This window comes from Chryseobacterium piscicola (genome assembly GCF_900156685.1).
Lineage (GTDB): Bacteria > Bacteroidota > Bacteroidia > Flavobacteriales > Weeksellaceae > Chryseobacterium > Chryseobacterium piscicola.
Genome location: NZ_FTOJ01000006.1, coordinates 48,790 through 75,530, shown reverse-complemented (window position 1 = coordinate 75,530; position 26,741 = coordinate 48,790). Strand labels below are relative to the sequence as shown.

The 26,741-nt window shown below is 34.0% G+C and carries 25 protein-coding genes; 16 read left to right on the top strand and 9 right to left on the bottom strand.

What is annotated here, in order from left to right; translation table 11 throughout:
- Positions 1-43 precede the first annotated feature (43 nt).
- From BW939_RS10350 to BW939_RS10335, 4 genes are all read left to right on the top strand, one after another.
- Positions 44-598, top strand: coding sequence for an RNA polymerase sigma factor (locus tag BW939_RS10350; protein WP_105170193.1), 555 nt, complete (start codon positions 44-46; stop codon positions 596-598).
- Positions 599-609: 11 nt separating this feature from the next.
- Positions 610-948: a hypothetical protein gene (locus tag BW939_RS10345; protein WP_076451961.1), complete on the top strand. Its 339-nt coding sequence runs from the start codon at positions 610-612 to the stop codon at positions 946-948.
- A gap of 176 nt (positions 949-1,124) precedes the next feature.
- Positions 1,125-1,382 carry a hypothetical protein gene (locus BW939_RS10340; protein WP_076451960.1) on the top strand — a complete coding sequence of 86 codons (258 nt, stop codon included), beginning with the start codon at positions 1,125-1,127 and terminating at the stop codon, positions 1,380-1,382.
- A gap of 193 nt (positions 1,383-1,575) precedes the next feature.
- Entirely contained in the window at positions 1,576-2,223 is a 648-nt protein-coding gene (locus tag BW939_RS10335) for a DnaJ domain-containing protein (RefSeq protein WP_076451959.1), read from the top strand.
- A 378-nt stretch (positions 2,224-2,601) separates the two neighbouring features.
- Here BW939_RS10335 and BW939_RS15845 read toward each other — a convergent pair whose 3' ends face one another.
- Positions 2,602-2,757, bottom strand: coding sequence for a hypothetical protein (locus BW939_RS15845; RefSeq protein ID WP_159439264.1), 156 nt, complete (start codon positions 2,755-2,757; stop codon positions 2,602-2,604).
- A gap of 260 nt (positions 2,758-3,017) precedes the next feature.
- Between BW939_RS15845 and gcvP the strand changes: the two genes are divergently transcribed.
- Positions 3,018-5,876 (top strand): aminomethyl-transferring glycine dehydrogenase, encoded by a 2,859-nt coding sequence (gcvP, locus tag BW939_RS10330; protein WP_076451958.1) that lies wholly within the window; start codon positions 3,018-3,020, stop codon positions 5,874-5,876.
- A 146-nt stretch (positions 5,877-6,022) separates the two neighbouring features.
- Here gcvP and BW939_RS10325 read toward each other — a convergent pair whose 3' ends face one another.
- The gene (locus BW939_RS10325) at positions 6,023-7,063 is read right to left on the bottom strand and encodes a hypothetical protein (RefSeq protein WP_076451957.1); all 1,041 of its coding nucleotides are present in this window, start codon (positions 7,061-7,063) and stop codon (positions 6,023-6,025) included.
- 399 nt (positions 7,064-7,462) lie between these two features.
- Here BW939_RS10325 and BW939_RS16070 point away from each other — a divergent pair, with 399 nt between their 5' ends.
- Positions 7,463-9,064, top strand: a complete 1,602-nt coding sequence (locus BW939_RS16070) for a hypothetical protein (RefSeq protein WP_228417191.1) — start codon at positions 7,463-7,465, stop codon at positions 9,062-9,064.
- 119 nt (positions 9,065-9,183) lie between these two features.
- Positions 9,184-10,455 (top strand): LamG domain-containing protein, encoded by a 1,272-nt coding sequence (locus tag BW939_RS16065; RefSeq protein WP_228417189.1) that lies wholly within the window; start codon positions 9,184-9,186, stop codon positions 10,453-10,455.
- A 295-nt stretch (positions 10,456-10,750) separates the two neighbouring features.
- Here BW939_RS16065 and BW939_RS10315 read toward each other — a convergent pair whose 3' ends face one another.
- Together BW939_RS10315 and BW939_RS10310 are read right to left on the bottom strand one after the other, a co-directional pair.
- Positions 10,751-11,473: an AAA family ATPase gene (locus tag BW939_RS10315; protein WP_076451956.1), complete on the bottom strand. Its 723-nt coding sequence runs from the start codon at positions 11,471-11,473 to the stop codon at positions 10,751-10,753.
- Positions 11,474-11,543: 70 nt separating this feature from the next.
- Positions 11,544-12,044 carry a MepB family protein gene (locus tag BW939_RS10310; protein ID WP_076451955.1) on the bottom strand — a complete coding sequence of 167 codons (501 nt, stop codon included), beginning with the start codon at positions 12,042-12,044 and terminating at the stop codon, positions 11,544-11,546.
- 1,135 nt (positions 12,045-13,179) lie between these two features.
- Here BW939_RS10310 and BW939_RS10305 point away from each other — a divergent pair.
- The gene (locus BW939_RS10305; RefSeq protein WP_076452066.1) at positions 13,180-14,535 is read left to right on the top strand and encodes a deoxyguanosinetriphosphate triphosphohydrolase; all 1,356 of its coding nucleotides are present in this window, start codon (positions 13,180-13,182) and stop codon (positions 14,533-14,535) included.
- Between the two features lie 44 nt (positions 14,536-14,579).
- On the opposite strand, the gene BW939_RS10300 is transcribed toward BW939_RS10305, so the two are convergent.
- A complete protein-coding gene (locus BW939_RS10300) occupies positions 14,580-14,813 on the bottom strand; it encodes a hypothetical protein (protein WP_076451954.1) in 234 nt (77 codons plus the stop codon).
- 283 nt (positions 14,814-15,096) lie between these two features.
- On the opposite strand from BW939_RS10300, the gene BW939_RS10295 reads away from it, so the two are divergent.
- Positions 15,097-16,002 (top strand): SPFH domain-containing protein, encoded by a 906-nt coding sequence (locus BW939_RS10295; protein ID WP_076451953.1) that lies wholly within the window; start codon positions 15,097-15,099, stop codon positions 16,000-16,002.
- A 53-nt stretch (positions 16,003-16,055) separates the two neighbouring features.
- Here BW939_RS10295 and BW939_RS10290 read toward each other — a convergent pair whose 3' ends face one another.
- Both BW939_RS10290 and BW939_RS10285 read right to left on the bottom strand, forming a co-directional pair.
- Entirely contained in the window at positions 16,056-16,586 is a 531-nt protein-coding gene (locus BW939_RS10290; RefSeq protein WP_076451952.1) for a DUF4136 domain-containing protein, read from the bottom strand.
- Positions 16,587-16,592: 6 nt separating this feature from the next.
- Positions 16,593-16,775 (bottom strand): DUF5522 domain-containing protein, encoded by a 183-nt coding sequence (locus tag BW939_RS10285; protein WP_076451951.1) that lies wholly within the window; start codon positions 16,773-16,775, stop codon positions 16,593-16,595.
- A gap of 43 nt (positions 16,776-16,818) precedes the next feature.
- Between BW939_RS10285 and BW939_RS16060 the strand changes: the two genes are divergently transcribed.
- The 4 genes from BW939_RS16060 (at position 16,819) to hemL (ending at position 20,685) form a co-directional block, all read left to right on the top strand.
- Positions 16,819-17,148, top strand: coding sequence for a hypothetical protein (locus BW939_RS16060; RefSeq protein ID WP_076452065.1), 330 nt, complete (start codon positions 16,819-16,821; stop codon positions 17,146-17,148).
- A gap of 176 nt (positions 17,149-17,324) precedes the next feature.
- Complete coding sequence (locus BW939_RS10275; protein WP_076451950.1) at positions 17,325-18,227, top strand: 1-aminocyclopropane-1-carboxylate deaminase/D-cysteine desulfhydrase; 903 nt, start codon at positions 17,325-17,327, stop codon at positions 18,225-18,227.
- 69 nt (positions 18,228-18,296) lie between these two features.
- Positions 18,297-19,346, top strand: a complete 1,050-nt coding sequence (locus BW939_RS10270; RefSeq protein ID WP_076451949.1) for a glucosaminidase domain-containing protein — start codon at positions 18,297-18,299, stop codon at positions 19,344-19,346.
- 64 nt (positions 19,347-19,410) lie between these two features.
- Positions 19,411-20,685 (top strand): glutamate-1-semialdehyde 2,1-aminomutase, encoded by a 1,275-nt coding sequence (hemL, locus tag BW939_RS10265; RefSeq protein WP_076451948.1) that lies wholly within the window; start codon positions 19,411-19,413, stop codon positions 20,683-20,685.
- Positions 20,686-20,889: 204 nt separating this feature from the next.
- Here the strand turns inward: hemL and BW939_RS10260 are convergent, their stop codons facing one another.
- Positions 20,890-21,810, bottom strand: a complete 921-nt coding sequence (locus BW939_RS10260; RefSeq protein WP_076451947.1) for a helix-turn-helix transcriptional regulator — start codon at positions 21,808-21,810, stop codon at positions 20,890-20,892.
- A 192-nt stretch (positions 21,811-22,002) separates the two neighbouring features.
- Here BW939_RS10260 and BW939_RS10255 point away from each other — a divergent pair, with 192 nt between their 5' ends.
- A complete protein-coding gene (locus BW939_RS10255) occupies positions 22,003-23,529 on the top strand; it encodes an aldehyde dehydrogenase family protein (protein WP_076451946.1) in 1,527 nt (508 codons plus the stop codon).
- A 431-nt stretch (positions 23,530-23,960) separates the two neighbouring features.
- Positions 23,961-24,350: a DUF779 domain-containing protein gene (locus BW939_RS10250; RefSeq protein WP_076451945.1), complete on the top strand. Its 390-nt coding sequence runs from the start codon at positions 23,961-23,963 to the stop codon at positions 24,348-24,350.
- A 245-nt stretch (positions 24,351-24,595) separates the two neighbouring features.
- Here the strand turns inward: BW939_RS10250 and BW939_RS10245 are convergent, their stop codons facing one another.
- Positions 24,596-25,807 (bottom strand): dicarboxylate/amino acid:cation symporter, encoded by a 1,212-nt coding sequence (locus BW939_RS10245; RefSeq protein WP_076451944.1) that lies wholly within the window; start codon positions 25,805-25,807, stop codon positions 24,596-24,598.
- A gap of 352 nt (positions 25,808-26,159) precedes the next feature.
- Here BW939_RS10245 and BW939_RS10240 point away from each other — a divergent pair, with 352 nt between their 5' ends.
- Entirely contained in the window at positions 26,160-26,711 is a 552-nt protein-coding gene (locus BW939_RS10240) for a ferritin (RefSeq protein ID WP_076451943.1), read from the top strand.
- Positions 26,712-26,741: the final 30 nt, after the last annotated feature.

Below are 26,741 nucleotides of genomic sequence, written 5' to 3'. Positions count from 1 at the left end.
CCACAATCGTCATAGCAATATGGAGATTGCCGAGAAAATAACAATGCCACAGAAGGAAAAGGAAAACATGATTTCGCAAACCGTATCAAACTACGGCGGAAAACTGATGTCTTTCATTCGTCCGAAAGTGAAAAATACCGAAGATGCGGAAGATATTCTGCAGGAAGTGTGGTATCAGTTCAGCAGTTTAACCAATCTTTCGGAAATAGTAAATGTAGGCGGATGGTTATACAGAGTAACTTCAAATAAAATCATTGATAAATACCGGAAAAAGAAAACCGAAAACTTGGAAGATTTTGTCTATGAAGAAGAAGACGGATCGTTTTCGATAAAAGATATTCTGTTGCTCGATGACAGCGCCGGACCAGATGTGAAAATGTTTCAGGACGAAATTTGGAAAAAACTTTTTGAAGCTTTAGAAGAACTTCCAGAAAAACAGAAACTGGTTTACACAGAAAACGAACTGAACAATAAAACTCTTCAAGAAATTGCCGATGAACAAGGAGAAAACATTAAAACCATCATCAGTAGAAAAAACTATGCTGTGAAGCATTTAAGAAACAGATTGAGACAGTTGTACGAAGATTTAAATAATTAGAAAAAAATAAAATGAATAATAAATATAAAAAAAGCTGGGCACTTTTATTTTTATGTCCGCCATTGATTTTTCTTGCCGTTGCGTTGATTGTGATGTGGCTTTGGAACTGTATTCTGCCCGAAGTTATCGGTGTTAAAACCATCAATTACTGTCAGGCGATGGGAATTTTGTTGTTGAGTAAAATTCTTTTCGGAGGTTTTCATGGCACATTCGGAAAAGGAATGAGAGATATGAAAGTAAAACATTTGCATCATAAAATGGAAGGAATGTCTGACGAGGAAAAAGAAAAATTCAAAGAAGTCTGGAGAGAAAAATGCTCTAGCGGATTTTTCAAAAAAAACAACGAATAGTTTTAGAAATTTTCTTTCCCCGACCCTAAAGGGAGGAAAATTTCTTCATCAAAATTACACCCTTTAAGGTTTGGGGAAATTAATTTTGATGAATTTTTTAAGAAGTAGTAAAGTAAAAACTAAAACGAATTCGTCTCTATAAAAACAAAAAGCAGTAAAATTTAAAATTTAAGAAAATGAAAAATTCAATATTAAAAGGTGTTCTAGGTGCACTTGCCGTTGCCGGAGTTGCAATGGTTGCCAGAAAAGTAATAGAAAGAAAAAGATTTGTAAGAGGTATTTTCAATGAATACGGAATCAAAGAAAAATCACCTTTTGGGTTGGCAGATAAAATCAGAGAAATGGATGAAGAGCAGTATCAGGAACTGAAAGGAAAGTTGAAGAAAGAATTCAAATCTAGATGCTGCAAAAAAGATAATACTTGCACAGCATAAGTGTTATTAACTAAATTGAAATTGTTTAATTCCGGTGTTCACGCACCGGATTTTTTTGCCAAAAATGCTAGAATTTTTCATTATTAAAACCCATTCAAATTTTGTTGAGCAAAATAATAAGAATAGAATTCGGGCATTCGTGGCATTTTTATTTTTGCCCGCAACTACAAAATTCTTATTTTTGTTAGCCTAAATGAAAGACTACTACTATTTTCTCGGGATTTCTCGTGATGCTTCAGATGAAGACATCAAAAAATCTTACCGAAAACTTTCATTAAAATACCATCCCGACAAAAACCCAAACGACGATTTTTTTGCAGAACGTTTTAAAGAAATTCAGGAGGCTTATGAAACTTTAAGTGATAAAGGACGAAGAATTACCTACGACCAGAATTTAGAAAGTTTGCAGAAAAGTTTCAGATATACGGTTCCGCCTTCGATTAAAACTTTTTCGGCGAATAAAATTCATGCGAAAAAAGGAGAGGAAATCATCATCACCTGGCAATCGCAAAATGCAGATGTAGTGAAAGTTTTACCTTTTGGTTTAGAAAAAGCTTACGGAGAAAGAGTTTTTAAGATTTCAGAATTTAAAAACGGAAAATTTCAGTTGCTGCTGCATGCCACAAATTCTCTTTTGCAAAAAACTGTAGTCCAAGGAATTACGATAACAGAGGTTTTCGAATCTGATGGTGAAAAATTCAGAGACAGAGCGGAAGAATTATTTAAGCCACAACCTAGAACAGTCATCAATCGTAGAGGTTATCCTAAGATTATGCTGCTGATTTGGGGAATCGTCATTCTTGCGATTGCGATTTATTTTTTGATTAGCAATTTTATGTAAGACTTGATTACACTCAAAATCGCAAACATTTTGCTAAGCCAGTTTCTTATTTCCCGGGCATTTTTTGCAACGCTTACCTTTTTTAAACTTTTTACAGCACGATTTTTTTTCGCAGAACATTTCTTCATTCTTGAAAGAGAATGCCGGAGCCAATGGCGGAACTTTAAATGGAGTGATGATATTCATAGTGCAAATATATTAATTTAGAATAAATATAATTAATAAAATTTCAATTTTCTTTAAATGCTGATTAATAGATGGTTTTAGGGAATTTGATATTAACTTCTAAAAGAAATTGGAAATTATTTCCTCCCAAATGTTCTTCTCAACTCTTCCTGGATTTTACTGACCATTTGAAAAGGGATCAAAATGAAATTTTTAATCCATTTTTCTTTTCCCCAACCCTAAAGGGAGGAAAAATGTATTGAAAATTTCCTCAAAATTACTTCCTTTAGGGTTGGGGAAATAATTTTGAGGAAATTTAAATGGACTGTAATTTTTATTAGAAACTGTTTTAACTGTATCAAAAGTCATTGACATTTTCAAATTTTAAATTTAAATTATTGTTCTATGAACAAGGTTTTACATTATAAATAACAATCGTAATCACGTCCATAGAAGAATTAAATAAATTAGTAATTATCACTTATAATGACGCATTTACAAGATTAAAAACATGCATTTCAAGTATAATCGCAAAAAGCCAATCGCCAACAGCAACTTAGGTTGCAAAATCATTTTAAAAATCGTAATTTTACGAATCTTTTTTTTCAAACAAAATCTAATATATAAAAATGAATACAGAGCAGTTTGTGAGCCGTCACATTTCCCTAAACGAAGCCGATAAGCAGGCAATGTTGGAAAAAGTGGGCGTTTCAAGTATCGAAGAATTGATTTCTCAAACCATTCCATCATCAATCCGTTTAGAAAATGATCTGAACATTTCAGAACCGCTTTCAGAGTACGAGATGCTAAATCATTCTAAAGAATTGGCAGCTAAGAACACTGATTACACAAGCTATATCGGTTTTGGATATCATAATACCTTGTTGCCATCGGCGATTCAGAGAAATATCTTTGAAAACCCAAGCTGGTACACGGCGTACACGCCTTATCAGGCGGAAATCGCTCAGGGAAGATTAGAAGCTTTGCTAAACTATCAGACTGTTGTGTGCGATTTAACAGGTTTTGCTTTGGCAAACGCATCTTTGTTGGACGAATCTACTGCAGCTGCAGAAGCAATGCACATGTTCTTCAACAACAGAACGAAAGATCAGAAAAAAGCAGGAGCAAACAAGTTCTTTATTTCTGACTTGGTTTTACCTCAAACCGTTTCTGTTTTAAAAACAAAAGCCGAAGGTTTAGAAATTGAAATCGTAGTAGGTGACCACAAAACACACCAATTCAATGAATCTTATTACGGAGTTTTACTACAATATCCAGGTAAAAACGGTATTGTTTTAGACTATACTGAAGATATCGTTGAATACAAAAAATTAGACTTACAAGTTGTTGTAGCTTGTGATCCTATGGCTTTGGTTAAATTGAAATCTCCTGCATCAATGGGTGCAGACTGTGCCGTTGGTACCTCACAGAGATTCGGTATTCCATTAGGTTATGGTGGTCCTCACGCAGCATTTTTCTCTTGTAAGGAAGATTACAAAAGAGATATTCCGGGAAGAATCATTGGGGTTTCTCAGGATATGTACGGAAAACGTGCATTGAGAATGGCTTTACAAACTAGAGAGCAGCATATCAAAAGAGAAAGAGCAACTTCAAACATCTGTACTGCTCAAGTTCTTTTGGCTGTAATGGCAGGAATGTACGCAGTGTATCACGGTCCGAAAGGATTAAACTATATTGCTGACCAAATTCACTTTAAAGCCAATGCTTTGAAAGGCGGATTGAAAGCTTTAGGCTATCAGACCGTTGAAGAGCCTATCTTTGACACGGTGAAAATTGTAATGAGTGAAGAGGAGAAAGCAAGATTGATGAGAATGATGCTTGATCACAAATTGAATCTAAACTATTTCACAGAAGGTGTTGTAAGTATTGCAATCAATGAGAGTACAACATTAGAAAAGCTGAATGTTTTAATGGCTTCTTTTGCTCAGTTTAAAGACAAACAGACTTTCAAATTAGAAATAAAAGAAGGATACAGCATTCCTGAAGAAAATCTTAGAAAAGATGAAATCTTAACGGAAGAAGTATTCAACAAATACCATACAGAGACAGAATTGATGCGTTACATCAAACGTCTTGAAAGAAAAGATTTATCATTAACTCATTCAATGATTTCTCTTGGTTCTTGTACCATGAAACTGAACGCTGCTACTCAAATGTTGCCACTATCTTGGGATAATTGGGGAGCTGTTCACCCATTTGTACCCGTAAATCAGGCAACAGGTTATCAGGAAATGATCAAAGAATTAGAGAAAGATCTTTCTGAAATCACTGGTTTTGCAGGAACTTCACTTCAGCCAAACTCTGGAGCACAGGGAGAATATGCAGGTTTGATGGTGATCAGAGAATATCACATCTCAAGAGGCGAAGGTCACAGAAATGTGGTGTTAATTCCTCAGTCTGCACACGGAACCAACCCGGCTTCTGCAGCAATGGCAGGAATGAAAATTGTTGTCGTTAAAAACCTTGAAAGCGGAGAAATTGATTTCGAAGATTTCAAAGCTAAGGCAGAGGCTAATTCTGAAAATCTATCAGCGGTAATGATCACGTATCCGTCAACTTACGGTTTCTTTGATGCCAACATTAAAGAAATTACTCAGTTGGTTCACGATCACGGCGGACAGGTTTATATGGATGGTGCCAACATGAACGCTCAGGTAGGATATACAAGTCCAGGAAACATCGGAGCAGACGTTTGTCACCTTAATCTTCACAAAACTTTCGCTATTCCTCACGGAGGTGGAGGTCCTGGTGTTGGACCAATTTGTGTTGCGAAACATTTGGTTCCTTTCTTGCCGACAAATGCCAACATTAAAGTTGGTTCAAAAGAAGCGATCGAAGGAATTTCTGCAGCGCCTTACGGTTCTGGATTGATTTTAAATATTTCTTACGCTTACATCAAAATGTTGGGAACTTCAGGTTTGAAAAAAGCTACTGAGCACGCAATTTTAAATGCTAACTATTTAAAAGAAATCTTAGCAGAACATTTCCCTATTTTATATTCAAATACTGAAGGTAGAGTAGCGCATGAGTGTATCGTAGATTTCCGTCAGTTCAAATCTTTAGGAATTGAAGTGGCTGATGTAGCAAAAAGATTGATGGATTATGGCTTCCACGCACCGACGGTTTCTTTCCCGGTTGCAGGAACTTTGATGATTGAACCTACAGAATCTGAAAGCAAATCTGAAATCGACCGTTTTGCAGAAGCTCTTATCGCAATTAAACAAGAGATCGATGAGATTGCTAACGGTGAAGCTGATCAGGCAAACAACGTATTGAAAAATGCTCCTCACACTGAGCAATTGGTGATTTCTGATTCTTGGGATAAACCGTACAGCAGAGAAAAAGCAGCTTATCCGTTACATTGGGTAAGAGATCACAAATTCTTTGCTACTGTTGCAAGAGTAGATGAAGCTTACGGAGATAGAAACTTAGTTTGTACTTGTGAGCCAATTGAAGCTTATATGTAATTAAAAGTTTTTTATATAATTAATCCCTTTCAGTTTTGAAAGGGATTTTTTTGTTTTAGGTTCAATATTTTGTGTAACTACTATATTTTAAATAAATTCTAGAGATAAGAAATAGGATGAATTCAATAAAAAAAGCGTGACACAATTCATAGCTTTTCAAGTAAAATATCTTCCATTGTAATTTTTCCTTCTTTGAAAAGCCTAGATTTGTAATCAATTTTTAATTTGTCTAATACTCTAGCCATATTAAATCCTGTCGCATAAAAATAGGTTGTCATTTCGCTTTCATACAGCCACTTATCTTTGTTTATATTGTAGTTGCGAAATTTTTGAAGTGATTTATAGGAAGTGTCAGATTTTAGAAGTTGAGGATTAGGACGTTTTTTGGAAAAAAGATCATAAAGTGAGAATTCAATGTATCTTGCTGTTCCTTCCATCGTTTCGTAGCATTTCTCGTATTTTGAAATGTCTACATTTAATTTTGCAAATACTTCACTTCTCCTTTTGTTTCGTAATGAAAAGAAATCTTTAATAATTTTTTTTGTACTAATATTATCTTTTTCACCGAGTGCTTTTAGTAGGAGTTGATTTTCTTCGTCTATTGATTTTTTAAACCAATCATTGTTTTTATAAATTGCAACCAAGCTGTCTGGCTGAATTTGTACTATTTCCTTCTCATAATATTCTATGTAAGATTTATGTTTGTATTGATATCCATGAAAATATTCGTGCATAACCATTGTGATCCATTCATCTGTAGAACCAATACTCGGGATTTTCTTAAATGTTTCTTCGTAGCTACTGCACATCATAAATGGCGAATGATAATTATACTTATCTGTTGGATCGCCCAAAGTCATTCCCGTTTCCATGTGGAATGGTAGATTATCAACCCTATTTTTGGACGAGTAAATTTTAATCTTTTGGTCTTGAAATATAATCTCTGACTTAAAAGTTTTTAAAAATTTTTCTGTTGGATTGGCAATATATGAAGATGAGTTTGTAAAATAAATAAGAGGTACGTCATATTCCTTATTATTAAAAGTTTTCCAGGTGTTTTCGTCTACATCTTGTTTTAAATTATAAATAAAGGTAATCCTATCAAATATTTTTTGCTCTTTTTCATCGATTTTCTTTTTACAAGAAAAAACAATTAATGTTAATATGAGGAATAATAATTTCTTCACTTTGTTTATGATTAAAATGTACGGTTTATGACTAACTATTTTTTGTAATAGAAATTTAACTAAAAGATTCTACTTTTTATTTGTTTTTTTTCTATTGAATTACAATTGTTCGTAACCTTAAATATCCAATATAATTTCTAAAATTAATTAAATATCACCATTGAAACAAGTCTTCATTCAAATAAATATCAAAAACAAAATCAGAATTTAAGGATAAAAAAAATGAAATATTTTTTACTCTTCTCTCTAATGATTTTCAGTATGTTAAAACTTATTTGGAAAGTATATAATTAATAGTTTGTTTTGTAAATGTTTGATTTTTAAAGGGTAGCAGGACTGTGCAGGATGCTCATATTTGGGTTTGTGTTTAGATTGGTAAACGCAAAAAAATTAATATTCATGAAAAATAAATCTTTACTTTTTAAGCAGGTATTTCAATCTTTAGTGCTTTGTGGTATCACATTATCCACAGCGGGCTTGGAAGCGCAAACTTTGGCTTTTCCTGAAGCTACAGGTTTCGGAAGATTTACTACCGGAGCGAGAGGTGCTGCCAATCCTCAGATTTATTTGGTTACCAATTTGAATGACAGCGGCCCAGGTTCATTCCGTGATGCAGTTAGCCAGCCGGGGAGATTTGTAATCTTTAAAGTAGGAGGAATTATCAATTTGCAGTCTGTTGTTGCTGTACCCAGTAATACAACGATTGCCGGACAAACCGCTCCCGGAGAAGGAATCGTGTTTTTAGGACCAAGAGTTTCGTATTCTGGTGCAAACAATACCATCTCTAGATACATCCGTCACCGCTATGGCGGGACTTCTCAAAATCAAGATGCTTCAGGAATTGCAAACGGAGCGAATATCATTTTAGATCACATGACTTTTACGTGGGGAACTGACGAAGTTTTTTCTGTAAACTGGGATAATAATGGTGTTGCTCCGGATAATATTACCATTCAGAATTCTATTTTCGGACAGGGAATGCACCGCCATAATCATTCTGCAGGAGGGTTAATGCAGCCGCCACCGGGAGGCAAGATCAGTCTTATAGGCAATTTATATATCTGTAACAAAACCCGTAATAATAAAATTAAAGGAATCAACGAGTTTGTAAACAATGTGGTCTACAATTGGGGGAATTATGGAAACACTTACAGCCACACACAATCCGGTGAAGCATATATCATGGGTGGAGATTCTGCAGGAGCGTCCTATGCCAATATCATCAATAATTATTTCATTGGAGGTCCCAATACAAGTCCTACAGTGAATACACCTTTCAGTGTTGGGAATGCCAATTTCAACCTGTATGGTTCTGGGAATTATTTTGATAATAATAAAAATGGAGTTTTGGATGGAGTATTAGTTCCTCAAGATTTAACAGGGTATCCCATCGGAGATGCAACAGCAATACAGGCAACTTCGTATGATTATCCTATGAAAAACCCTACATTAACTGCGCAGGCTGCGTTTGATAATATTATTGCAGGCGTGGGAGCATCATACCCAAGACGAGATCAGGTAGAACAGTTGATGATCTCCGATTTGGCGTCGAAAGGTACCACTGCTACTTATGTGTATGTACAAACAGATTTAACGACTCAATTTGGTTTTACCAACGGTGGGGCAGGCCATGTTTACGGTGCTCCGGCTCCTTTAGATACGGATAACGACGGAATGCCCGATGCATGGGAAACTGCAAACGGACTCAATCCAAATGTTGCGGATGCTTTGAACGTAAGCACTACGAATGCTCCTTATCTCAATATTGAAGTTTATATTAATGGATTACCAAACACGATAGCTCCGGATTTCGTGATTCCACCAACAGGGGTGAATTTTACAAATTCTATTACTACAGGAACTCCTGCCGCAAGCTCTTTAACAGTGAATTGGAGCGATAATGCTACAAACGAAACCAACTATGTTTTGGAACGCTCAACAAACGGTACAGCGTTTACAGTGTTGGCAACTTTGCCTGAAAATACAACGAGACCGGTTTAACGCCAAACACTCAATATTACTATCGAGTAAAAGCACTGAACGCTACAGATTCTTCCGTTTATACACAGAATGCAACTGTTACTACTCCGCCGGTTCCTTCTGCTCCAACCAAAGCTGTTTTGCCTACGCCTGCAAATGGCAATAATTCTATCGATTTTGCAAATGGTAATTTACTTTTAAAATGGACCGGAAGTACCAACACAACAGCATTTACAGTTAATTTCGGTACAGATCCTTTGAATTTAAATAATGTAGCAACAATACCTTATTCTGCTGCACCATCTCATCAATTGAATAATTTAATTACATCTACCAATTATTATTGGAGAATAGATTCTTCTAATAATCTTGGTTCTGTAACAGGTGATGTTTGGAGTTTTCGTGCATTGACGCCAAGCCTTGTCGGGAATTGGCCTTTTTCAGAATCTCCTACATCTGGTGAGCAAATTGCGGATGTTACAACCTATGCCAACAATGGAATTTTAAATGTTGCCTACGATAATGCAAGTGTAAGAGTTTCCGGAAAAGAAAATTTTGCTTTAGATCTGGCAACTTCACCGAGTACACCTTACATCGCAAGTATTCCTCATCAAGAGCAAATTTTATTTAATACCAATTCGTTTACAATTTCTTATTGGATGAAGGCGCCTGCAAGCATGATTCCGTCTTCTTCAGCAACCAGTCTTTATGTTTTGTGTAAAGGTTCTATTACCAAAAATTTAAATACGGGTGCAACAGGAAAACGTTTTAATATCGAAGTAAAAGGTGGGCAGCTGAGATTTGCCATAGATGATGATATTACTAAAAAGGAAATTACATCTCCTATTGCCAATTACTTTAATGATACTTGGGTGCATGTTGTCATCCAGAGAGACATCACGGCTCACAAAATAAGAATTTACAGAAACGGCGTACTCATGGTGGAAGCTGATGAAACTGCGGTTACCGGTATTGGCGAAGCGAGTGATTTTGTGATAGGAAATATTGGTGAACTTGAATTTCAAGCTACAACAAATGCCTCTGCTTCGTACAAAGGTGCGTTTGATGAACTGAAAATGTATAATTACGCATTGTCTGCAACAGATATTTCAGCATTGTACAATCAGGCGGTTTTGAGTAATGCAGAATTTAGCATCAGCAAAAATGTGGGAACCGTTTATCCTAATCCTATAAAAGACCAATTATTCATAAAGCTTTCCGAGTATAAGAAGTCTAGTTTAACGGCGACAATTATTGATATGTCTGGAAAAGTAATCATTAAAGAAAAATTAAATGCCAATGGAAACGGTGTATTTAATTTAAATTTTGGAGGTAAAAAATCTGCTGGAAATTATATTCTGAATGTTTCAGGCGATCAATTGAATAGTAATTTTAAAATTATTGTTCAGTAAAAAACAAAAACACACTTAGTTAATTTCATATTTTATTAGAAGAATCCTTTCAATTTTTTTTGAAAGGATTTTTTTTGCTTGGTAAACAACCCGTGTTCTTCCTTTGAAAAGAATACAGATTAATAATACTGGCTTTACTTGCTGATATTATGTCTTTTGCAGTCAGTAGATTTCTTTATGCATCTATTATCTTTATGCAATTCGTTAATCCAAACTAATTGAGGTTAATAAATAAACACCCAAAAACAATTTTCTTTCAAGGTAAAATAAAAAATAACAATATTTAAATTGGTATTTAAAAAGATTTAAGACTGCTTCTGTTTTCTAATTGTTCAATCAAATTCCCTTTCACCACCGTGAAAGCATAATCTTTGGCTTCGGCAAAGGAAATCTCATATTTTCTGTCGATGTTTCTTAAATTTTCCGGAAATTTTGCGAGAATACTGTCATAGAATGAGTCAAGAAATTCTTGTGACGGCATTTCGTATTTTATTTTGAGCTGAAAACGCCTGATGAGGGCTGTATCAATTATTTCAGCATGATTGGTTGCGCAAAGCAAAAGCGCATTTTCGGGATAATAATCAATGAGCTGAATTAATGTGTTGACGAGTCTTCTCATTTCGCCCACATCTTTATCATCGCTTCCTCTCGCTTTCCCAATTTGGTCTAGCTCATCAAGGAAAAGAACAGATTTTTCACGAGCCGCCTTATCAAAAATCATCTTTATATTCTGTGATGTTTCACCGATTCTTGACGAAACTATATTGCTGAGGTTCAAAATGATGATGTTTTTACCCAAAGCATTCGCAATCGCTTTTGCCGTCATGGTTTTTCCGCAGCCTGAACTTCCTTCGAGAAGAATTTTGTTGTTCACGGGAAGCCCATATTCCATCAATTCTTTGGCATAGGCCTGTTCTTTGATGAGCTGTACAAACTGCTCTTTATTTTTAGATTCCAGGAAAACATTATCTAGCGTTATTTCTTCTTTATCCTGAATGATGAGATTGTACAGATTCATTTTTTTTTGCTTTAATTTAAAAAAGTTTGTGATAGCAAAGATAATTTTTTAGAATCTCTTCAGAATTTTATTACAAATGAAAGTTGAAAATGGTTTCAAATTTTTTAAAATAATTTTCATCTGAAAAATCAATGAAAAAATCTTTCTGCCAATTTTGGGTTTTTTTTGCTTGTTTGTTTTCCGGAGAATCCCATGTTGGATAAACTCTGAAACCTCGCTTTCCATCTTTAGAAAGGGTAGTGAGAATGTTTTTCTGAACTAGAATTTGTTGAGAGAAAAAGAAGAATCCAGATTTGTGGTCTGTATCACAAAAGATCATGTAAAAATCAAAAGGATCTTTGGAAGAGAATGGTTCGGTTTGTTTAGATTCGGGATTTCTTGTCCATAAAGTCACAAATTGCCCGATTTTTTTAGGAGTGATTTTAGCCTTTCTGAATTTAATACTGAATTGATTTAATTGGAAATTATGACCAAAGTATTCTTCACATTCAGAGTCTGGCTGGATTTGGCAAATGATTACGTTGAGCTTAGAAAAAACTGAATTTTGAATTTGCTCGAGTTGTGTAATCATTTTGTTATGTTTTTTTTGCGCTCTTTTACTCCGGTTGAGTAAAAGAGCGGACAGTCATTATAGACTGTAAACATAAAAAATAGTAACTGATAAAAATGCTTTATAGATTATTATTTTTTATTTAATAATTAGTTGTTTTCTTTCTTTGCTGTTGCGATGTAAGATGAAACTAAAACTGCACATGTTGCTACTCCGATAATTGCGATCATAATTTTTGAATTTTTATTTATTTTGATATTTGTTGCGAATTCTATAATGCAATATTACAGCTTTCAAAACGAATGTCAAATAAAAATATTATGATGTATATCAGTGTTGTATGTGGGTTTGGGGTGGTTTTAAGGCTGTTTTTCTATTGTTGGTTTGTTGGTTTGATGATAGTTTTGTTTTTGTTTTAATTATTTTATTCGTAAAAAAATATGAATTTGTTAATGTTTCTATATTGGTTGTTTTCAGGTTGACAATATCAAGAGAATGAAATGTAAAGCATATTAAATGTCTGAAATATTCAAAAATGACATTTTTTAACATAATATTTTTACCGCATAAAACCTGTTTTTTCAAATTGAGTTGTAAAAAAGCACCTTGATTGAATTAAAAATATTGTTTTTTATTAACCTGAGCTCGATTATTGATTTTTTTACCAATATCAATAGTAGCGGGCATTAGTTTGTTTTAAGAAATGGTAATATAGAGTTGGCTTTAGTCAAAACCTACTATAAGTTTCGGCTAAAGTCTTTGATGGTACAAAATCTAGATCGTGCAAAATTCCGACTCAATTGATAGTGGTTTAAAAGACGTGTAATCAAATTTTTATGTGTTTAATTGTGCTCAAAGTCAGGTTATTAGTATTCATAAGTATTTAATCTTACTGCACCTTATAAATTTATATGCTCACAGCGATTGATTGTTTATTAAAACCAGATAAAATCCTCCGTTTGGAAAAAACTACTAGAAAAGCCAATCTTGTTCATCATTTACTTTCCCATAAGCCTTTGAAAACACAGAGGAATTAAATAATGAATAATTTTCTGTTCATTAGCGCTACGAGAAGTTTTTACAAACTAAATTTTAATTAAATTAAATTCATTAATTATTACTATAAAAATAAAATTTACTTTAATTTTGGAAAATGATGAATTTGAATGAGATTTTTACCAGCCAGCGTACCGGTAACAATCCAAATACAGCGGCCTCCCGCACAGATTTTCAGAGAGATTATGACAGGATTATTTTTTCTTCTGCATTCAGAAGATTACAAAATAAAACTCAGGTTTTTCCGCTTCCTGGGAGTGTTTTTGTACACAACCGCCTCACGCATTCACTCGAGGTTTCCTCTGTTGGGAGAAGTTTGGGAAGTATCATTGGGGATTTTATTGTTAAAAATTTTAAAACGGTATTAACGGAGGATTCAAAGAGTTTTTATACTCACAATCTCAGTAACGTTATTGCTGCGGCATGTCTATGTCATGATGTTGGGAACCCTGCATTTGGGCATTCTGGGGAAGATGCAATTGCCAGCTATTTCGATAAAAATGAAAATCAGATAAAAAATAAGTTTAATGAAAAAGAATGGGCAGATTTGGTAAATTTCGAAGGAAATGCCAATGCAGTTCGTGTTCTTACTCATCAGCAACAAGGAAAAGATTTAGGCGGAACACAACTAACGTATTCTACTTTATCGGCTATAGCAAAATATCCGTGTGAAGCGATTGCCAGAGAAAAAGGAATTCTTCATCGTAAAAAATTTGGTTTTTTTCAAAATGAGAAAGAAACTTTTTTGAAAATTGCAGAGGCAACTCACTTGATACAAGAAAATGATGAGCCCTATATTTTTAAAAGACATCCTTTTGTTTGGTTAGTAGAGGCGGCAGATGATATTTGCTATAATATTATCGATATGGAAGACGCTCACCGTTTAGGAATCGTCTCAACCGCAGATTGTGAAAATCTCTTCTTCGAGTTGGTAAAATCTGAAACCAATGACATCAAAAGAGTAAAAGATAAATTGAGTTTAATTTCAAATGATAACGAAAGGATTTCTTATTTGAGAGCAAAGGTAATCAACGCATTAATCAACCAATCAATTGAAATATATAAAGCCAATTTTAGCAAAATTATTGATGGAAGTTTAGATAAAGCTCTTCTTGATATTTATAAATCTGAGAAAAATACCTTGAATGATATTGAAGCCTTTTCTATCAACAAAATTTACAATCACAAAGCAGTTGTAGAAATAGAAAATGCAGGATATAATGTGATGTACGAACTTTTAGATCACTTTATTCCTTCTGTTTTAAAGTCTAAAAGTGAATTTAAATCGTATGATAAAATGGCTCTCAAACTTCTGCCGAATCAGTTCGTTTACGATGAGGGTTCAGATTATCAAAAAGTTTTAGGCGTGATTGATTTTGTTTCTGGGATGACAGATAATTATGCAACTGATCTTTACCGCAAAATTAAAGGAATAGATATAGGAATGACCATGTAGAAAATTAAATAAATTACTTTGGTTTTTAAATTTTAAACAATAATTTATTGAAAATTAATCTTCCATCTTTCTGAAAAATCGATTCTATTTTGTCTCATAATTCCGGTGATGATTTTGTTGATTTCTTTTTGAGTTTTGTCGGTAAGAATGGCTTTTCTTTCGTTTTGGTCTACATAAATTTTTTTGGCAATCAAAAGTGATTTGTGAACATTGGTTTCCAATTCATCAGACTGTGTAGGTGAATTTTTTACAGAAAATTGAGGAAAATGAAGCTCCAAATTTAATATACCGAAGTATTTAGAATCTGTTTAAAAATATTTAAAAATAAAATTTAAATAGGCTCTTAGTTTTTGTTAAATAAATCGGAGTTTTATAATCTTTTTTGCTTTTGGAAGCCAAAGATTCAATTTTCATAAGAAAATGAAATTGTAAAGTTTCTGAATGTCTAGTTTTTGGGTTTCTGTTTATGAAAATGGCTGAAAATATAAAGAAAGCTACAGAAAATTAGTAAAAAATATAAATTTTTCGTAAATTTATGAACTAACTATTAAAAAATATTTTATGATTTATTTAGGTATTTTGGTCTTTTTTGGGCTGATAACTTTGTTTGCCTCTTTTTTTACTGTAAAGCAGGAGTCTGCTGCTGTAGTAGAAAGATTAGGTAAGTTTTTGAAAGTAAGCCACGCAGGTTTGCATCTTAAAATTCCCTTTCTGGATCAAATTTCGAAACGTCTGAATCTTAGAATTCAGCAATTGGATGTTATCATTGATACCAAAACTTTGGATAATGTTTTTATTAAAATGAAAGTTTCTGTGCAGTATCAGGTAATAAGAGAAAATGTGAAAGATGCTTATTATCGGTTAGAAAATCCTGAAAATCAAATTACATCTTACGTGTTTGATGTCGTTCGTGCGGAAGTTCCCAAAACGAAACTAGACGATGTTTTTGTAAGAAAAGATGATATTGCAGTTGCTGTTAAAAGTGAGCTGCAAGAAGCAATGCAAAGTTATGGATATGATATTATAAAAGCTTTAGTTACCGATATTGATCCTGATGAACAAGTGAAACATGCCATGAACAGAATCAATGCAGCAGAACGTGAAAAAACGGCTGCTGAATACGAATCTGAAGCACAAAGAATAAGAATTGTAGCAGTAGCAAAAGCTGAAGCAGAATCTAAAAAACTTCAAGGTCAAGGTATTGCAGATCAACGAAGAGAAATTGCCAAGGGTCTTCAGGAATCAGTTCACATGCTGAATTCTGTAAATATTAAACCTCAAGAAGCATCAGCTTTAATTGTTGTGACACAGCATTATGACACGCTCCAGTCAATAGGTGCTAATAATAGAAGTAATTTGGTGTTGTTACCCAATTCGCCTACAGCAGCGAGCTCCATGTTGAATGATCTTGTAATTTCTATGGCAGCAACTCAAAATCTAGATGATTTAACCAGTCATGCTAAGTAATAATTATTTCTAATCAATAAAAAAGGCGGTTTTTCTAAAAACCGCCTTTTTTATTATTTCTTCATTCCTGGAGGATAATTTGCCATTATTTCTGACATAATCTGAGGGATTTGCTTTTGCTTTGCCTTTGGTCTGTCAACAGAAATACCACTTCCTATACCTTGCCAAACCAATTTTTGCGTTTTTGCATCTACCATGTCTACAATGATTGCTCCTTCGTTGTAGTTGCTCGTCCAGGTTCTGTTCATCCCGATTCCCCAACCGAAACCGCCTCCCCAGCCCCACATTCCTCCATAAGGATTGGTGTTGTTGATGTCGGTCACTTTTTTATGGTTTGCTTTTACATTGATGATTACATCAGGATTTTCTCCAGATTGCAAACCTTTAGACTGGAGTTGTTTTGATAACTCGTTTAAAACTCTGTCCTTATCAATGTCGTTTATTTTTAAATCATCAATTCTCAGTTTATAGGTCTTGTATGTGCTAAAACTAGCAGACTGTGCATAATCTGATCTCACTTGAAAGGGACTGCATGATGAAAGCCCTAAACTCGTTGCTAGTAAAATAAGAATATATTTTTTCATACTATTTTATTTTTTTTTAATTGTTGTTTTAATAAATGTGTCCGTCTTTTTATCATATCCGTAAGGACAGTGTCGGCATCCACTTTTGCAGCAGTAGCCTCGTTTCAGATGGAATTTTTCTGTAAAAACTTTATATCCTTGCTCGTTGTAATAAAAGTCTTCGTTTTCTTTGATGTCAAATAGAGTCATAAAGTTAAATGCTAAAATTCAAAAAACTTATATATTTGTGATTATGATAATTGTGTGCCAAAAGCCTTTAAAAATGTTGAAAATTAGTGGCATAACTCTTTTTCCTTTCATTTTTATTAGGAATCCCGAAGATAAGAAAAATAAAATATTGATTAACCATGAAAAAATACATCTTTGTCAGCAGCTAGAGTTGCTTATTGTTTTTTTTTACATCGCGTATTTAATAGAATTTTACTATTGGTTTTTTAAACTGAAAAATAGTCACAAAGCTTATCGTAGAATATCTTTTGAAAGAGAAGCTTATGCAATGGAAAGAGATATGAATTACCTTAAAAAAAGAAAATTCTGGGGTTTTTGGAAGTATATAAAGTGAAATTTTATTTCGTAATGTCTCATTTTTAATGTGTTATTGTTTTTTTTGGAGAGAAGTGTTTATCATAATTTTGAAGAATATCCTAGGGATGGTTTTATTCGATCACGATTTTTTATATCATTTCAAATTAAATTAAATAAATTATCATTTGAAATAAATTCTAGAAATTTGCAATAATGAAAGTTCCAGAAATTAAAATTCCTATTGTAGAAATTCCTATAGATAAAGATGTAAAACTATTTATGAAAAGAGAAGATCTTATTCATCCCGAAATTTCAGGAAATAAGTATTGGAAACTTTTTTTTAACATCAATAATTATTTAAATTTACAATTAGAAAACCCTTTAATAATAACATTTGGGGGAGCTTTTTCTAATCATATTTCGGCGGTTTCAGCCATCGGTAATCAATTTAATATTAAAACATTAGGAATTATCAGAGGCGAAGAAATAGAAAAGAAATGGCGAGATAATCCTACTTTAGTTTTTGCCAAAGAAAACGGAATGAATCTAAAATTCGTTTCCCGTGAAGAATACCGGCATAAAGAAAAACTGACCGAATTTTTGCAACAAGAATTTCCAGAAGCTCTTATAATTCCAGAAGGTGGTACCAATGAAAACGCTGTTCAAGGCATTAAAATGATGCTCAATAATGATACAAAAGATTTTGATTATCTTTGCACAGCAGTCGGTACCGGAGGAACTGTTGCAGGACTTTCTCAATTTTGTGAAGACAGTCAAAAAGTTATAGGTTTTAAAGTGGTAGAAGATTCTTCTTTGTATGAAAATATTTTAAAATTAACTTCAAAAAGAAATTTCTATTTAACCGATGCTACTTTAGGGGGGTATGGTAAAATAATTGATGAAAACATCCGTTTTATCAATAACTTTAAATTGAAATTTGAAATTCCGCTGGAACCTATTTATACAGGGAAAATGATGCAGCAAATTTTTGTAATGATATCCGAAGATTATTTTCCTAAAGGCAGCAGAATTCTATGTTTTCATACAGGTGGTTTGCAGGGAATTGAAGGTGCAAATTTGCTTTTAGAAAAACAAAAAAGAAATTTAATTATATAAATTTAAATCTGAAAAAATGAAGCATACTTTTGTGCAACATCTTTCTTCTAAAACAATAAAAATAATAAGATGAAAAGACTTTTTACCGTTATAAGCCTTTTAGTTTTATCTAAATTCTCAGCTCAAAATTGGGCAAATGATGATCAATACATCCAAAAATTTGCTCAATATGCAGTGGAAGAGATGGAAAAATATAAAATTCCAGCCTCAATTACACTTGCACAAGGACTTTTGGAAACGGGTGGCGGACAGAGCCGACTCGCTTTGGAAGGAAAAAATCATTTCGGAATAAAATGTAAAGAAGAATGGACAGGGAAATCTATGAAACATACAGATGATGCTCCCAATGAGTGTTTCAGAGTGTATGATGACCCACGTCAATCTTACGAAGATCATTCTGTATTTCTGGCGACCAGAAAGTATTACGCCAATCTTTTTAATCTAGACATGAAAGATTATAGAGCATGGGCTCATGGGTTGAAAAAAGCAGGATACGCTACAAACCCGAAATATGCCAATATACTAATTAACAAAATTGAAAAATATAAGCTTTACGAATTTGATCAGGTTAATTCTAAGGAAGTAAATTATGCCGTTCTAAAAATGTATCCTAGTCTGAAAGATGATAAGACGTACATGGCAAGTTTAGAATCTCCAAAAACAATAGACAAAAAAAAGCCTTCAAAACAAGATCCTGCTCCGAAAAAAGTATATGCGGAAGTGCCAAAAAAGGAACGCATAAAGACAAAATCAGAAATTTTAAATTCTATTTTAATTAAAAGTCATCCGAATGGAAGTTTGAAATATGTTGTCATTCCGGAAGATACAGACATTCAGTTTATTGCCAAGAAATTTAAAATCAGTGAAGAAAAACTGATGAAATGGAATGAGCTTGAGACCTATTCTCTAAAGAAAAACGAAATTGTGTTTCTTGAATCTAAAAATTCTGACGGAAACACGGCAACCTACAAAGCCGAATCTGCAGAAGAAATGCGCGATATTGCACAGAAATTCGGAATTAAACTCAATAAATTATACGCTAAAAACAGAATGGATGAAGGGCAAAAACCTGCTCCAGGACAATTAATTTACCTGATTGCTAAAAAACCAAGAAATTAATTTTGAATTTTCGTTTTAAAACCGTCAACAATTAACCAATTACTGCCAAACATTAACTAAAATAATGAGATACCAAAGAAGTTCAGCTCTATTTGATGAAGCTTACCAATATATCCCTGGAGGAGTTAATTCTCCTGTACGCGCCTTCAAATCTGTAGGCGGAGTTCCTGTTTTTATGAAGTCTGCAAAAGGAGCTTATCTTACAGATGCCGACGATAATGTGTATGTAGATTACATCAATTCTTGGGGACCTGCCATCTTGGGACACACCCATCCCGATGTTTTAGAGGAACTAAAAATTCAGGCCGAGAAAGGTTTTTCTTTTGGTGCGCCAACTGAACTAGAAACTGAAATTGCAAAATTCATCACAGAAAATGTTCCAAATATAGACCAGATCAGAATGGTTTCTTCGGGAACGGAAGCTTGTATGAGTGCTGTAAGATTGGCAAGAGGTTTTACAGGAAGGGATAAAATTGTGAAGTTTGAGGGCTGTTATCATGGTCACTCAGATTCATTTTTAATAAAAGCAGGAAGTGGTGCAGCTACTTTCGGAAACCCCAATTCCCCAGGAGTTACAGCTGGAACGGCAAAAGATACTTTACTGGCAAGATATAATGATTTTGAACAAGTTGAAGAATTATTTAAGAAAAATCCAAACGAAATTGCAGCCATTATCATTGAGCCGATTGCCGGAAACATGGGGTGCGTGCTTCCTGAAAATGATTTTCTTCAAAAACTAAGAATTCTTTGTGACGAAAACGGGACTTTACTGATTTTCGATGAAGTGATGACAGGCTTCAGATTGGCTTTCGGAGGTGCTCAGGAATTGTTTAATGTAAAAGCAGATCTTGTAACCTATGGGAAAGTAATAGGTGGAGGGCTTCCGGTAGGAGCTTTTGCAGGAAGAAATGAAATTATGGATCATCTTGCTCCGAAAGGCGGTGTTTATCAGGCTGGTACTTTAAGTGGAAATCCTTTAGCGATGAGAGCGGGTTTGAAAACGCTTCAAATTATTAAAAACAATCCAGAATTTTTTACCGGATTGGCAGAAACAACCGAAGTTTTAGATATAGAAATTGGTAAAATATTAACGGAAAAAGGTATTCAGCACAAAATCAACAGACAAGGCTCCATGATGTCAGTTTTCTTTGATGTTGAAGTGGTTTCAAATTTTGATGATGCACAGAAAGCAAATCATTCAAAATTCAATAAGTTTTTCCATCACATGCTCGAAAACGGAATTTATCTTCCACCAAGCGGGTATGAAACCTACTTCATAAGCGATGCTATTAAAGATGCAGAAATCAATCTTACTTTGGATGCGGTACGCACATTTTAATACCTAAATTTAGATATAAAAAGATGAAGTAGATTGCTTCATCTTTTTTTTGTGCAAAAAAATACCTGCTTTTTGAATGATTATTTATTAAAACAAAAATTATCATTTGGAAAATTGAAGACCTACTATGATTATTCTTAAATACTAAACAATTAATTGGAATTTAATATGTTTTTATTTTGATAATTATTGAGAAAAGAAGACTTATAGAAAAGTGATTTTTTTTTGGTAATTCTTTGGTGTATCTCCCACCAGCTGTTTAAAGACTCTGTTGAAGTAATTAGCGTCTGAAAACCCTGTCTGAAAGGCTGTTTCCTTTATGCTGTTGTTAGAAGACAATAGTTCTTTTGCTTTGGTAATTCTTTCATGAAGAATAAAATCGTTCGGGGAAGTTCCTAGTTCGTCTTTAAACATTTTAAAAAAGTTTGATTTGCTTACATAGCTAAATTTTGCGATAGTATCAATTGATAGTTTCTGATGTAGATTTTTTCTAATATAATCAACTGCAAAACCAATTCGAGATTTATTTTTAGCAATATTTTTCTCCATCATCCCTCGTGCTTGTGTTTGCATAAGTCTTATTAAAAGCTCTTTTAAAGCAAAATCTGCCATTATATCTTTCTCAGAATTATCATCCATCGCAATTCTCATAATATTATTGGTGGCAGAAGCTAGAGATTGATTGTTAAAAAGAAAATATTCATTCAAATCTAAATTCCAAGTAGAGGTTTCATCAATTTTTGGTAGATGATAATTGAGATGATTCAAAGAATTTTCAATGAATTCTGGATTTAAACTTAAAGAAATACATTGTGAAGGTATATCATCAGCTTCAGGAAAATCAATTATCATTGTTTCTCCTGGCGATACCAATACACTTTCCCCAGGCAAATAATCAAAATAATGAGATTTACTTTCTAGTTTCAAGTGTTTTTTACCCCGAAGCATTGCGGTAAATGCAATCGTATCAAAATGCAGTTTTACATTAAAAGCAGATTTGTGGGTTTCATAAATGCTAAATTCGCAATTCTTTAAATTGAATTTTGTTTGATTTTCTACCAGACTGATTAACTGATTTTCTCCCTTCAATTCAGGCTTTTGCAATAGGTATTTATGATTGTTCATTTTGAGGGGTGTTTCGGTGTTTGCTCTTTATCAAATATAAAAATTTAATGATAATAACAAATGTTAACGAAACTATAAAATTTAATGATGTGCACTATTTTCCTGTTTTTCTGCACGATTTTGCTATTCAAATACAATACATCAATGTAATTTGGCTTTATAAAACAGAAATTATATAAAACTTAAATAAAAATGAGTACAACAACACAAAATCAATCAAGCACAATTTTACAGTGGCCAGAGTTTAAATCTCAATATGATAATTACATCGGGGGAAAATTTTTGCCATCTGTGGGCGGACAATATTTTGATGTGATTTCTCCAATCAATGGGCACGTTTTTACCCAGGCAGTACATTCTAATAAAGAAGACTTAGAATTGGCAGTTAACGCAGCAACAGAAGCTTTCAAAACGTGGAAATATACTTCAGCAACAGAAAGAAGCATCATTCTAAACAAAATTGCTGACAGAATAGAAGAGAATCTAGAATATATCGCTACCGTTGAAACTATTGATAATGGGAAAGCCGTGAGAGAAACTTTGGCAGCCGATATTCCTTTGGCAATAGACCATTTCAGATATTTCGCTTCAGTGATTAGAGCAGAAGAAGGTTCGCACAACGAGCTAGACAAAGACACCGTTTCATTAATCGTTCATGAGCCATTAGGTGTTATAGCGCAAATTATCCCTTGGAACTTTCCTATCTTAATGGCTGTTTGGAAATTGGCACCAGCATTGGCGGCAGGAAACTGCGTGGTCTTGAAGCCGGCAGAAAGTACGCCAATCTCTATTTTGGTTTTAATGGAATTGATTGGTGATTTGCTTCCGCCAGGAGTTGTGAATATCGTCAACGGTTTCGGAGCAGAATTGGGTAGAGCTCTGGTGACAAATCCTAAAGTAAACAAAGCGGCCTTCACGGGTTCTACTGCTACAGGTCGTTTGGTAATGCAGTATGCAACAGAAAATGTCATTCCCGTGACTTTAGAATTGGGCGGAAAATCGCCTAACATTTTCTTCAGCTCTGTAATGGATGCAGATGATGAGTTTCTGGACAAGGCCATAGAAGGTGCCGTAATGTTTGCCCTCAACCAAGGCGAAATTTGTACTTGCCCATCGAGATTGTTGGTTCAGGAAGATATTGCAGACGCATTCATTGCAAAAGTGATAGAAAGAACTGAGGCTATCAAGATAGGTAATCCACTAGACAAAACTGTGATGATGGGTGCTCAGGCTTCCAAAATTCAGAAAGATAAAATTTTGGGTTATTTGAAACTTGGTAAAGAAGAAGGCGCAGAAGTGCTTACTGGTGGTGATGTGAATACTGTTGAAGGGTTGGAAGAAGGCTACTACATCAAACCAACCATATTCAAAGGGAACAACAGAATGAGAATTTTCCAAGAAGAAATTTTCGGTCCAGTGGTAGCTTTCACAACTTTCAAAGATGAGGCGGAAGCTTTGGAAATTGCCAATGATACAATCTATGGTCTTGGAGCAGGCGTTTGGACGCGCGATGCACATCAATTATACAACATCCCAAGACACGTAGAAGCGGGTAGGGTTTGGGTGAATCAATACCACGCTTATCCTGCTGGCGCGCCTTTCGGGGGCTACAAACAGTCGGGGATTGGTAGAGAGAATCACAAAATGATGCTAGATCATTATCGCCAAACCAAAAATATGTTGATCTCTTACAGCAAAAATAAATTAGGGTTCTTTTAATCTGCTTGTAATAATTATGGCAACTTATCCGCCCTCCGTTCCCAAACCTAACGTAGTGTTTCGACGCAGTCAATCTTTTTTTTGCAGACATTTTTATCAAATAACATTTGTAGAAGCAAAAAAAGGATTTCCACTCAGGTCGGGTTGCGAATTTCAAATCCAAAGGACTAAAATTGTTAAGTTGTAGGAACCTAAAATTTAATATTAAGCCCGGCAGAATTTTTTGTCGGGTTTTTTGTTTAACTTTAAAATAATAATGAGCAAGTAACTTTTTTGTAAATTCTATAATCCAAATATTAAGTTGAATCGGAATGGATTAACAAAGCTCTGGAGGAGCAAACTGTTAATAGAAAAAATAGTAACAACCAAGTTAAGCTCCGTAGGAGCGACCTGTCAATAACATTATTATTCATTAATTTCAAAATAAAAAGATGAAAACTAAAGATAAAATCTCAAGACTATCCGTTACAGATGCGGCGATGGAAGTGATCTGGGAACTAGAGAAAAAACACGGCGAACTGATGTTCTACCAAGCTGGCGGATGTTGCGAAGGCACGCAGCCACAATGTTTCGAGAAAGGCGGTTACTTTCCGAGGATGAATGATGCGATGATTGGCACCATCAATGGTTTCGAATTCTGGATAGACCGCGACCTCTTTGAATATTGGAAGTATTCGCACTTTACATTGGACGTTTTGGAAGGTTGGGGTCCCGGCGGATTTTCTTTAGAAACGCCCTTGGGAAAGACTTTTAAAGTAAATTATAAACTTTTCACAGCAGAAGAGTTACAGAATTTGGATGAGGTAAAACGGAGTGAATAATTTTATTATAATCTTTAAATCTATTATTTTTTTTATGACCAAGAGAATTTAATACTTATTCAAAAACACATTTATTCTATTTTAATGTATTTTGTAAACGATTTTAAAGATTCGTATCAAATTCTAGTTTATTCATGTCAATTGAAAGATTGAGAGCCTCGTGAATTTCTACGTATTTTAAAAAAAAATGTATCATTTTTCACATTATTAGATAAATTTTTCTGATTTTTTTTATTGCTCTTTATTTAGACTTTCACAAATCTACTCACAAACATTGAGGCTACCAATTGCCCAACCGAATTAAGAACAGTTGCCAGAGGATCTACCAAAGTTCCGATAATCATTACTGCAGGTATGGCTTCTTGCGGTAATTGGTAAACAGAAATCATCAGCATTTCTCCTATGTATCCGCCGTTGGGAATTCCACCAGCGACGATGCTCACAAAAACTGTTATTCCTAATGCTAAAAGAAGATTCATTGGATCAAAAAAATCTCTTCCGATTATTAAAAAAGCAACATAAATTTTAATTATCGATGACATAGACGAGCCGTTTTTATGTAAAGTCGTTCCGATTGGGATAACCAAATTGGCAACTTGGCTAGGAACTCCAATTTTCGCTGCTGCCTGCAGATTAGCGGGCATCGTGGCAAAACTGCTACACGTACTCAATGCTGTTAAAGTTGGGTAAATAGCGTTTTTCCAAAAACTTTTTACTCCATTTTTACCTTTTGCAATGAATGCATATAACGAGAAGAATAATAAGAAATAAACAACTCCGGCTATGTAATAGAGTCCTAAAGGTTTTGCATAAAACCCAAAAAGCTGAGGTCCTAGTGTGGCAACTTGATAAGCAAAATAAGCTCCCAAACCGATTGGTGCAACTTTCATAATCATCAAAAGTAATTCTTTCATGACTTCATAACCAGAAGCAATAAATACTCGGAAAGCTTTACCTTGTTCACCTGCTTTTCTCGCAGAAAAACCTGTCATAAAAGAGAAAATGAGTAGTGCTAGCATATTTTGTCTTGAGAAAAGCTGAGTGAATTCTCCAACCGTGAAAAAACTCACAATCCTATTGCCCCAACTATCATTATTTACTGCATCTTCCACAACCTCTTTGCTTGCCGAAACTCCTGATACAGGAAAAAAATAAACAACAAGTATAGTAAAAAGTGCTGCCGTAATAATGAAAAAAAGAAAAGTAAAACACATGATTAGCATGATCTTTCCAAACTTAGATTGCTGTTCTAATGATGAAACAGAATTGGCAACTGCAAAAAAGACCAGCGGAACAACACTTACAAAAAGTAAATTAAGAAAAATGTCGCCTAATGGCTTGAGATAATCAACAATATTAGGAGCAACAATTCCGATGATGCTGCCGACAGTAATTCCGAAAAGTAAAAGTAAAATTCCGGAATAATTTTTTAGTAATTCTTGTATTCCTTGTTGCATTCCTTGGGATTTTATTCAAATATATATCAATAAAATCTATTCTTTGGGATTAACAGCATTTAAATGTAAACAAGAAACTATTTAATTTTGTTTAAATTGATTTTGACTTGTTCCATTTATGATGCTATATGTTTACTATTCAAATCATATCAACATCTATAAGCATTGGTGAATTTTTGAGTCTTCCTCAGAATTTATTAAAGAAATCTTTGTGCAATTTCAAGGTTTAACCTTCTAGTTTAATAAGTACTACTGTTTTTTAGAATAGCTATAAATTAAATGTCTGCCACTAAAAAAAAAATCACGGAATCATTTTTGCATCTCTCAAGATATCACTAAAATATTTACAATTATGAATACTAATAGACTTTCGCCAAGAATAGAGCAAGCGCTAAGCGACCAGATGAATACAGAAGATTTGCAATCAAGAGTTTATTTCTCTTACGGAATTTGGGCGGCAGACAAAGGCTATGGCGGGATTTCAAACTTTCTTTTCCGCCATGCACAAGAAGAGAGAGATCATGCGGTAAAATTTATGCAATATGTGCTTAGCAGAGGAGGGAAGCCAAAAATCACAGCATTGGAATCGCCAGGAAATGAGCCTACAAGCCTTACGAATTGCTTTGACCTTGTTTTTCAGCATGAAGTTGAAAATACAACAGCCATTTACAACTTAGTAAATATCGCTTTTGAAGAAAAAGATTGGGCTTCGTGGAATTTCCTTCAATGGTTTGTAAAAGAACAAATTGAAGAAGAAACATTTGCAATGAATCTCATAGATAAATTAAAAATTGCAGGTGGAGATAGGGCTACAGACGAATCTCTATTCAGTCTTGATAAAACATTAGAAACCCTTCCTGATGATGCAGAATTAGCTCAAGATGCTACCGGTGCTAAGCCATAGAAACATATCAAGTTTTTATTATTTCTTAAA

Coding starts and splice junctions, on each gene's coding strand:
- BW939_RS16070 (WP_228417191.1), top strand. CDS start 7,463: ATGAAAAATAAATCTTTACTTTTTAAGCAGGTATTTCAATCTTTAGTG.
- BW939_RS10345 (WP_076451961.1), top strand. CDS start 610: ATGAATAATAAATATAAAAAAAGCTGGGCACTTTTATTTTTATGTCCG.
- BW939_RS10305 (WP_076452066.1), top strand. CDS start 13,180: ATGAATTTGAATGAGATTTTTACCAGCCAGCGTACCGGTAACAATCCA.
- BW939_RS16060 (WP_076452065.1), top strand. CDS start 16,819: ATGATAATTGTGTGCCAAAAGCCTTTAAAAATGTTGAAAATTAGTGGC.
- BW939_RS10335 (WP_076451959.1), top strand. CDS start 1,576: ATGAAAGACTACTACTATTTTCTCGGGATTTCTCGTGATGCTTCAGAT.
- hemL (WP_076451948.1), top strand. CDS start 19,411: ATGAGATACCAAAGAAGTTCAGCTCTATTTGATGAAGCTTACCAATAT.
- gcvP (WP_076451958.1), top strand. CDS start 3,018: ATGAATACAGAGCAGTTTGTGAGCCGTCACATTTCCCTAAACGAAGCC.
- BW939_RS10315 (WP_076451956.1), bottom strand. CDS start 11,473: ATGAATCTGTACAATCTCATCATTCAGGATAAAGAAGAAATAACGCTA.
- BW939_RS10260 (WP_076451947.1), bottom strand. CDS start 21,810: ATGAACAATCATAAATACCTATTGCAAAAGCCTGAATTGAAGGGAGAA.
- BW939_RS10240 (WP_076451943.1), top strand. CDS start 26,160: ATGAATACTAATAGACTTTCGCCAAGAATAGAGCAAGCGCTAAGCGAC.
- BW939_RS10245 (WP_076451944.1), bottom strand. CDS start 25,807: ATGCAACAAGGAATACAAGAATTACTAAAAAATTATTCCGGAATTTTA.
- BW939_RS10340 (WP_076451960.1), top strand. CDS start 1,125: ATGAAAAATTCAATATTAAAAGGTGTTCTAGGTGCACTTGCCGTTGCC.
- BW939_RS10270 (WP_076451949.1), top strand. CDS start 18,297: ATGAAAAGACTTTTTACCGTTATAAGCCTTTTAGTTTTATCTAAATTC.
- BW939_RS10290 (WP_076451952.1), bottom strand. CDS start 16,586: ATGAAAAAATATATTCTTATTTTACTAGCAACGAGTTTAGGGCTTTCA.
- BW939_RS10285 (WP_076451951.1), bottom strand. CDS start 16,775: ATGACTCTATTTGACATCAAAGAAAACGAAGACTTTTATTACAACGAG.
- BW939_RS10255 (WP_076451946.1), top strand. CDS start 22,003: ATGAGTACAACAACACAAAATCAATCAAGCACAATTTTACAGTGGCCA.
- BW939_RS10250 (WP_076451945.1), top strand. CDS start 23,961: ATGAAAACTAAAGATAAAATCTCAAGACTATCCGTTACAGATGCGGCG.
- BW939_RS15845 (WP_159439264.1), bottom strand. CDS start 2,757: ATGACTTTTGATACAGTTAAAACAGTTTCTAATAAAAATTACAGTCCA.
- BW939_RS10295 (WP_076451953.1), top strand. CDS start 15,097: ATGATTTATTTAGGTATTTTGGTCTTTTTTGGGCTGATAACTTTGTTT.
- BW939_RS10275 (WP_076451950.1), top strand. CDS start 17,325: ATGAAAGTTCCAGAAATTAAAATTCCTATTGTAGAAATTCCTATAGAT.
- BW939_RS10310 (WP_076451955.1), bottom strand. CDS start 12,044: ATGATTACACAACTCGAGCAAATTCAAAATTCAGTTTTTTCTAAGCTC.
- BW939_RS10350 (WP_105170193.1), top strand. CDS start 44: ATGCCACAGAAGGAAAAGGAAAACATGATTTCGCAAACCGTATCAAAC.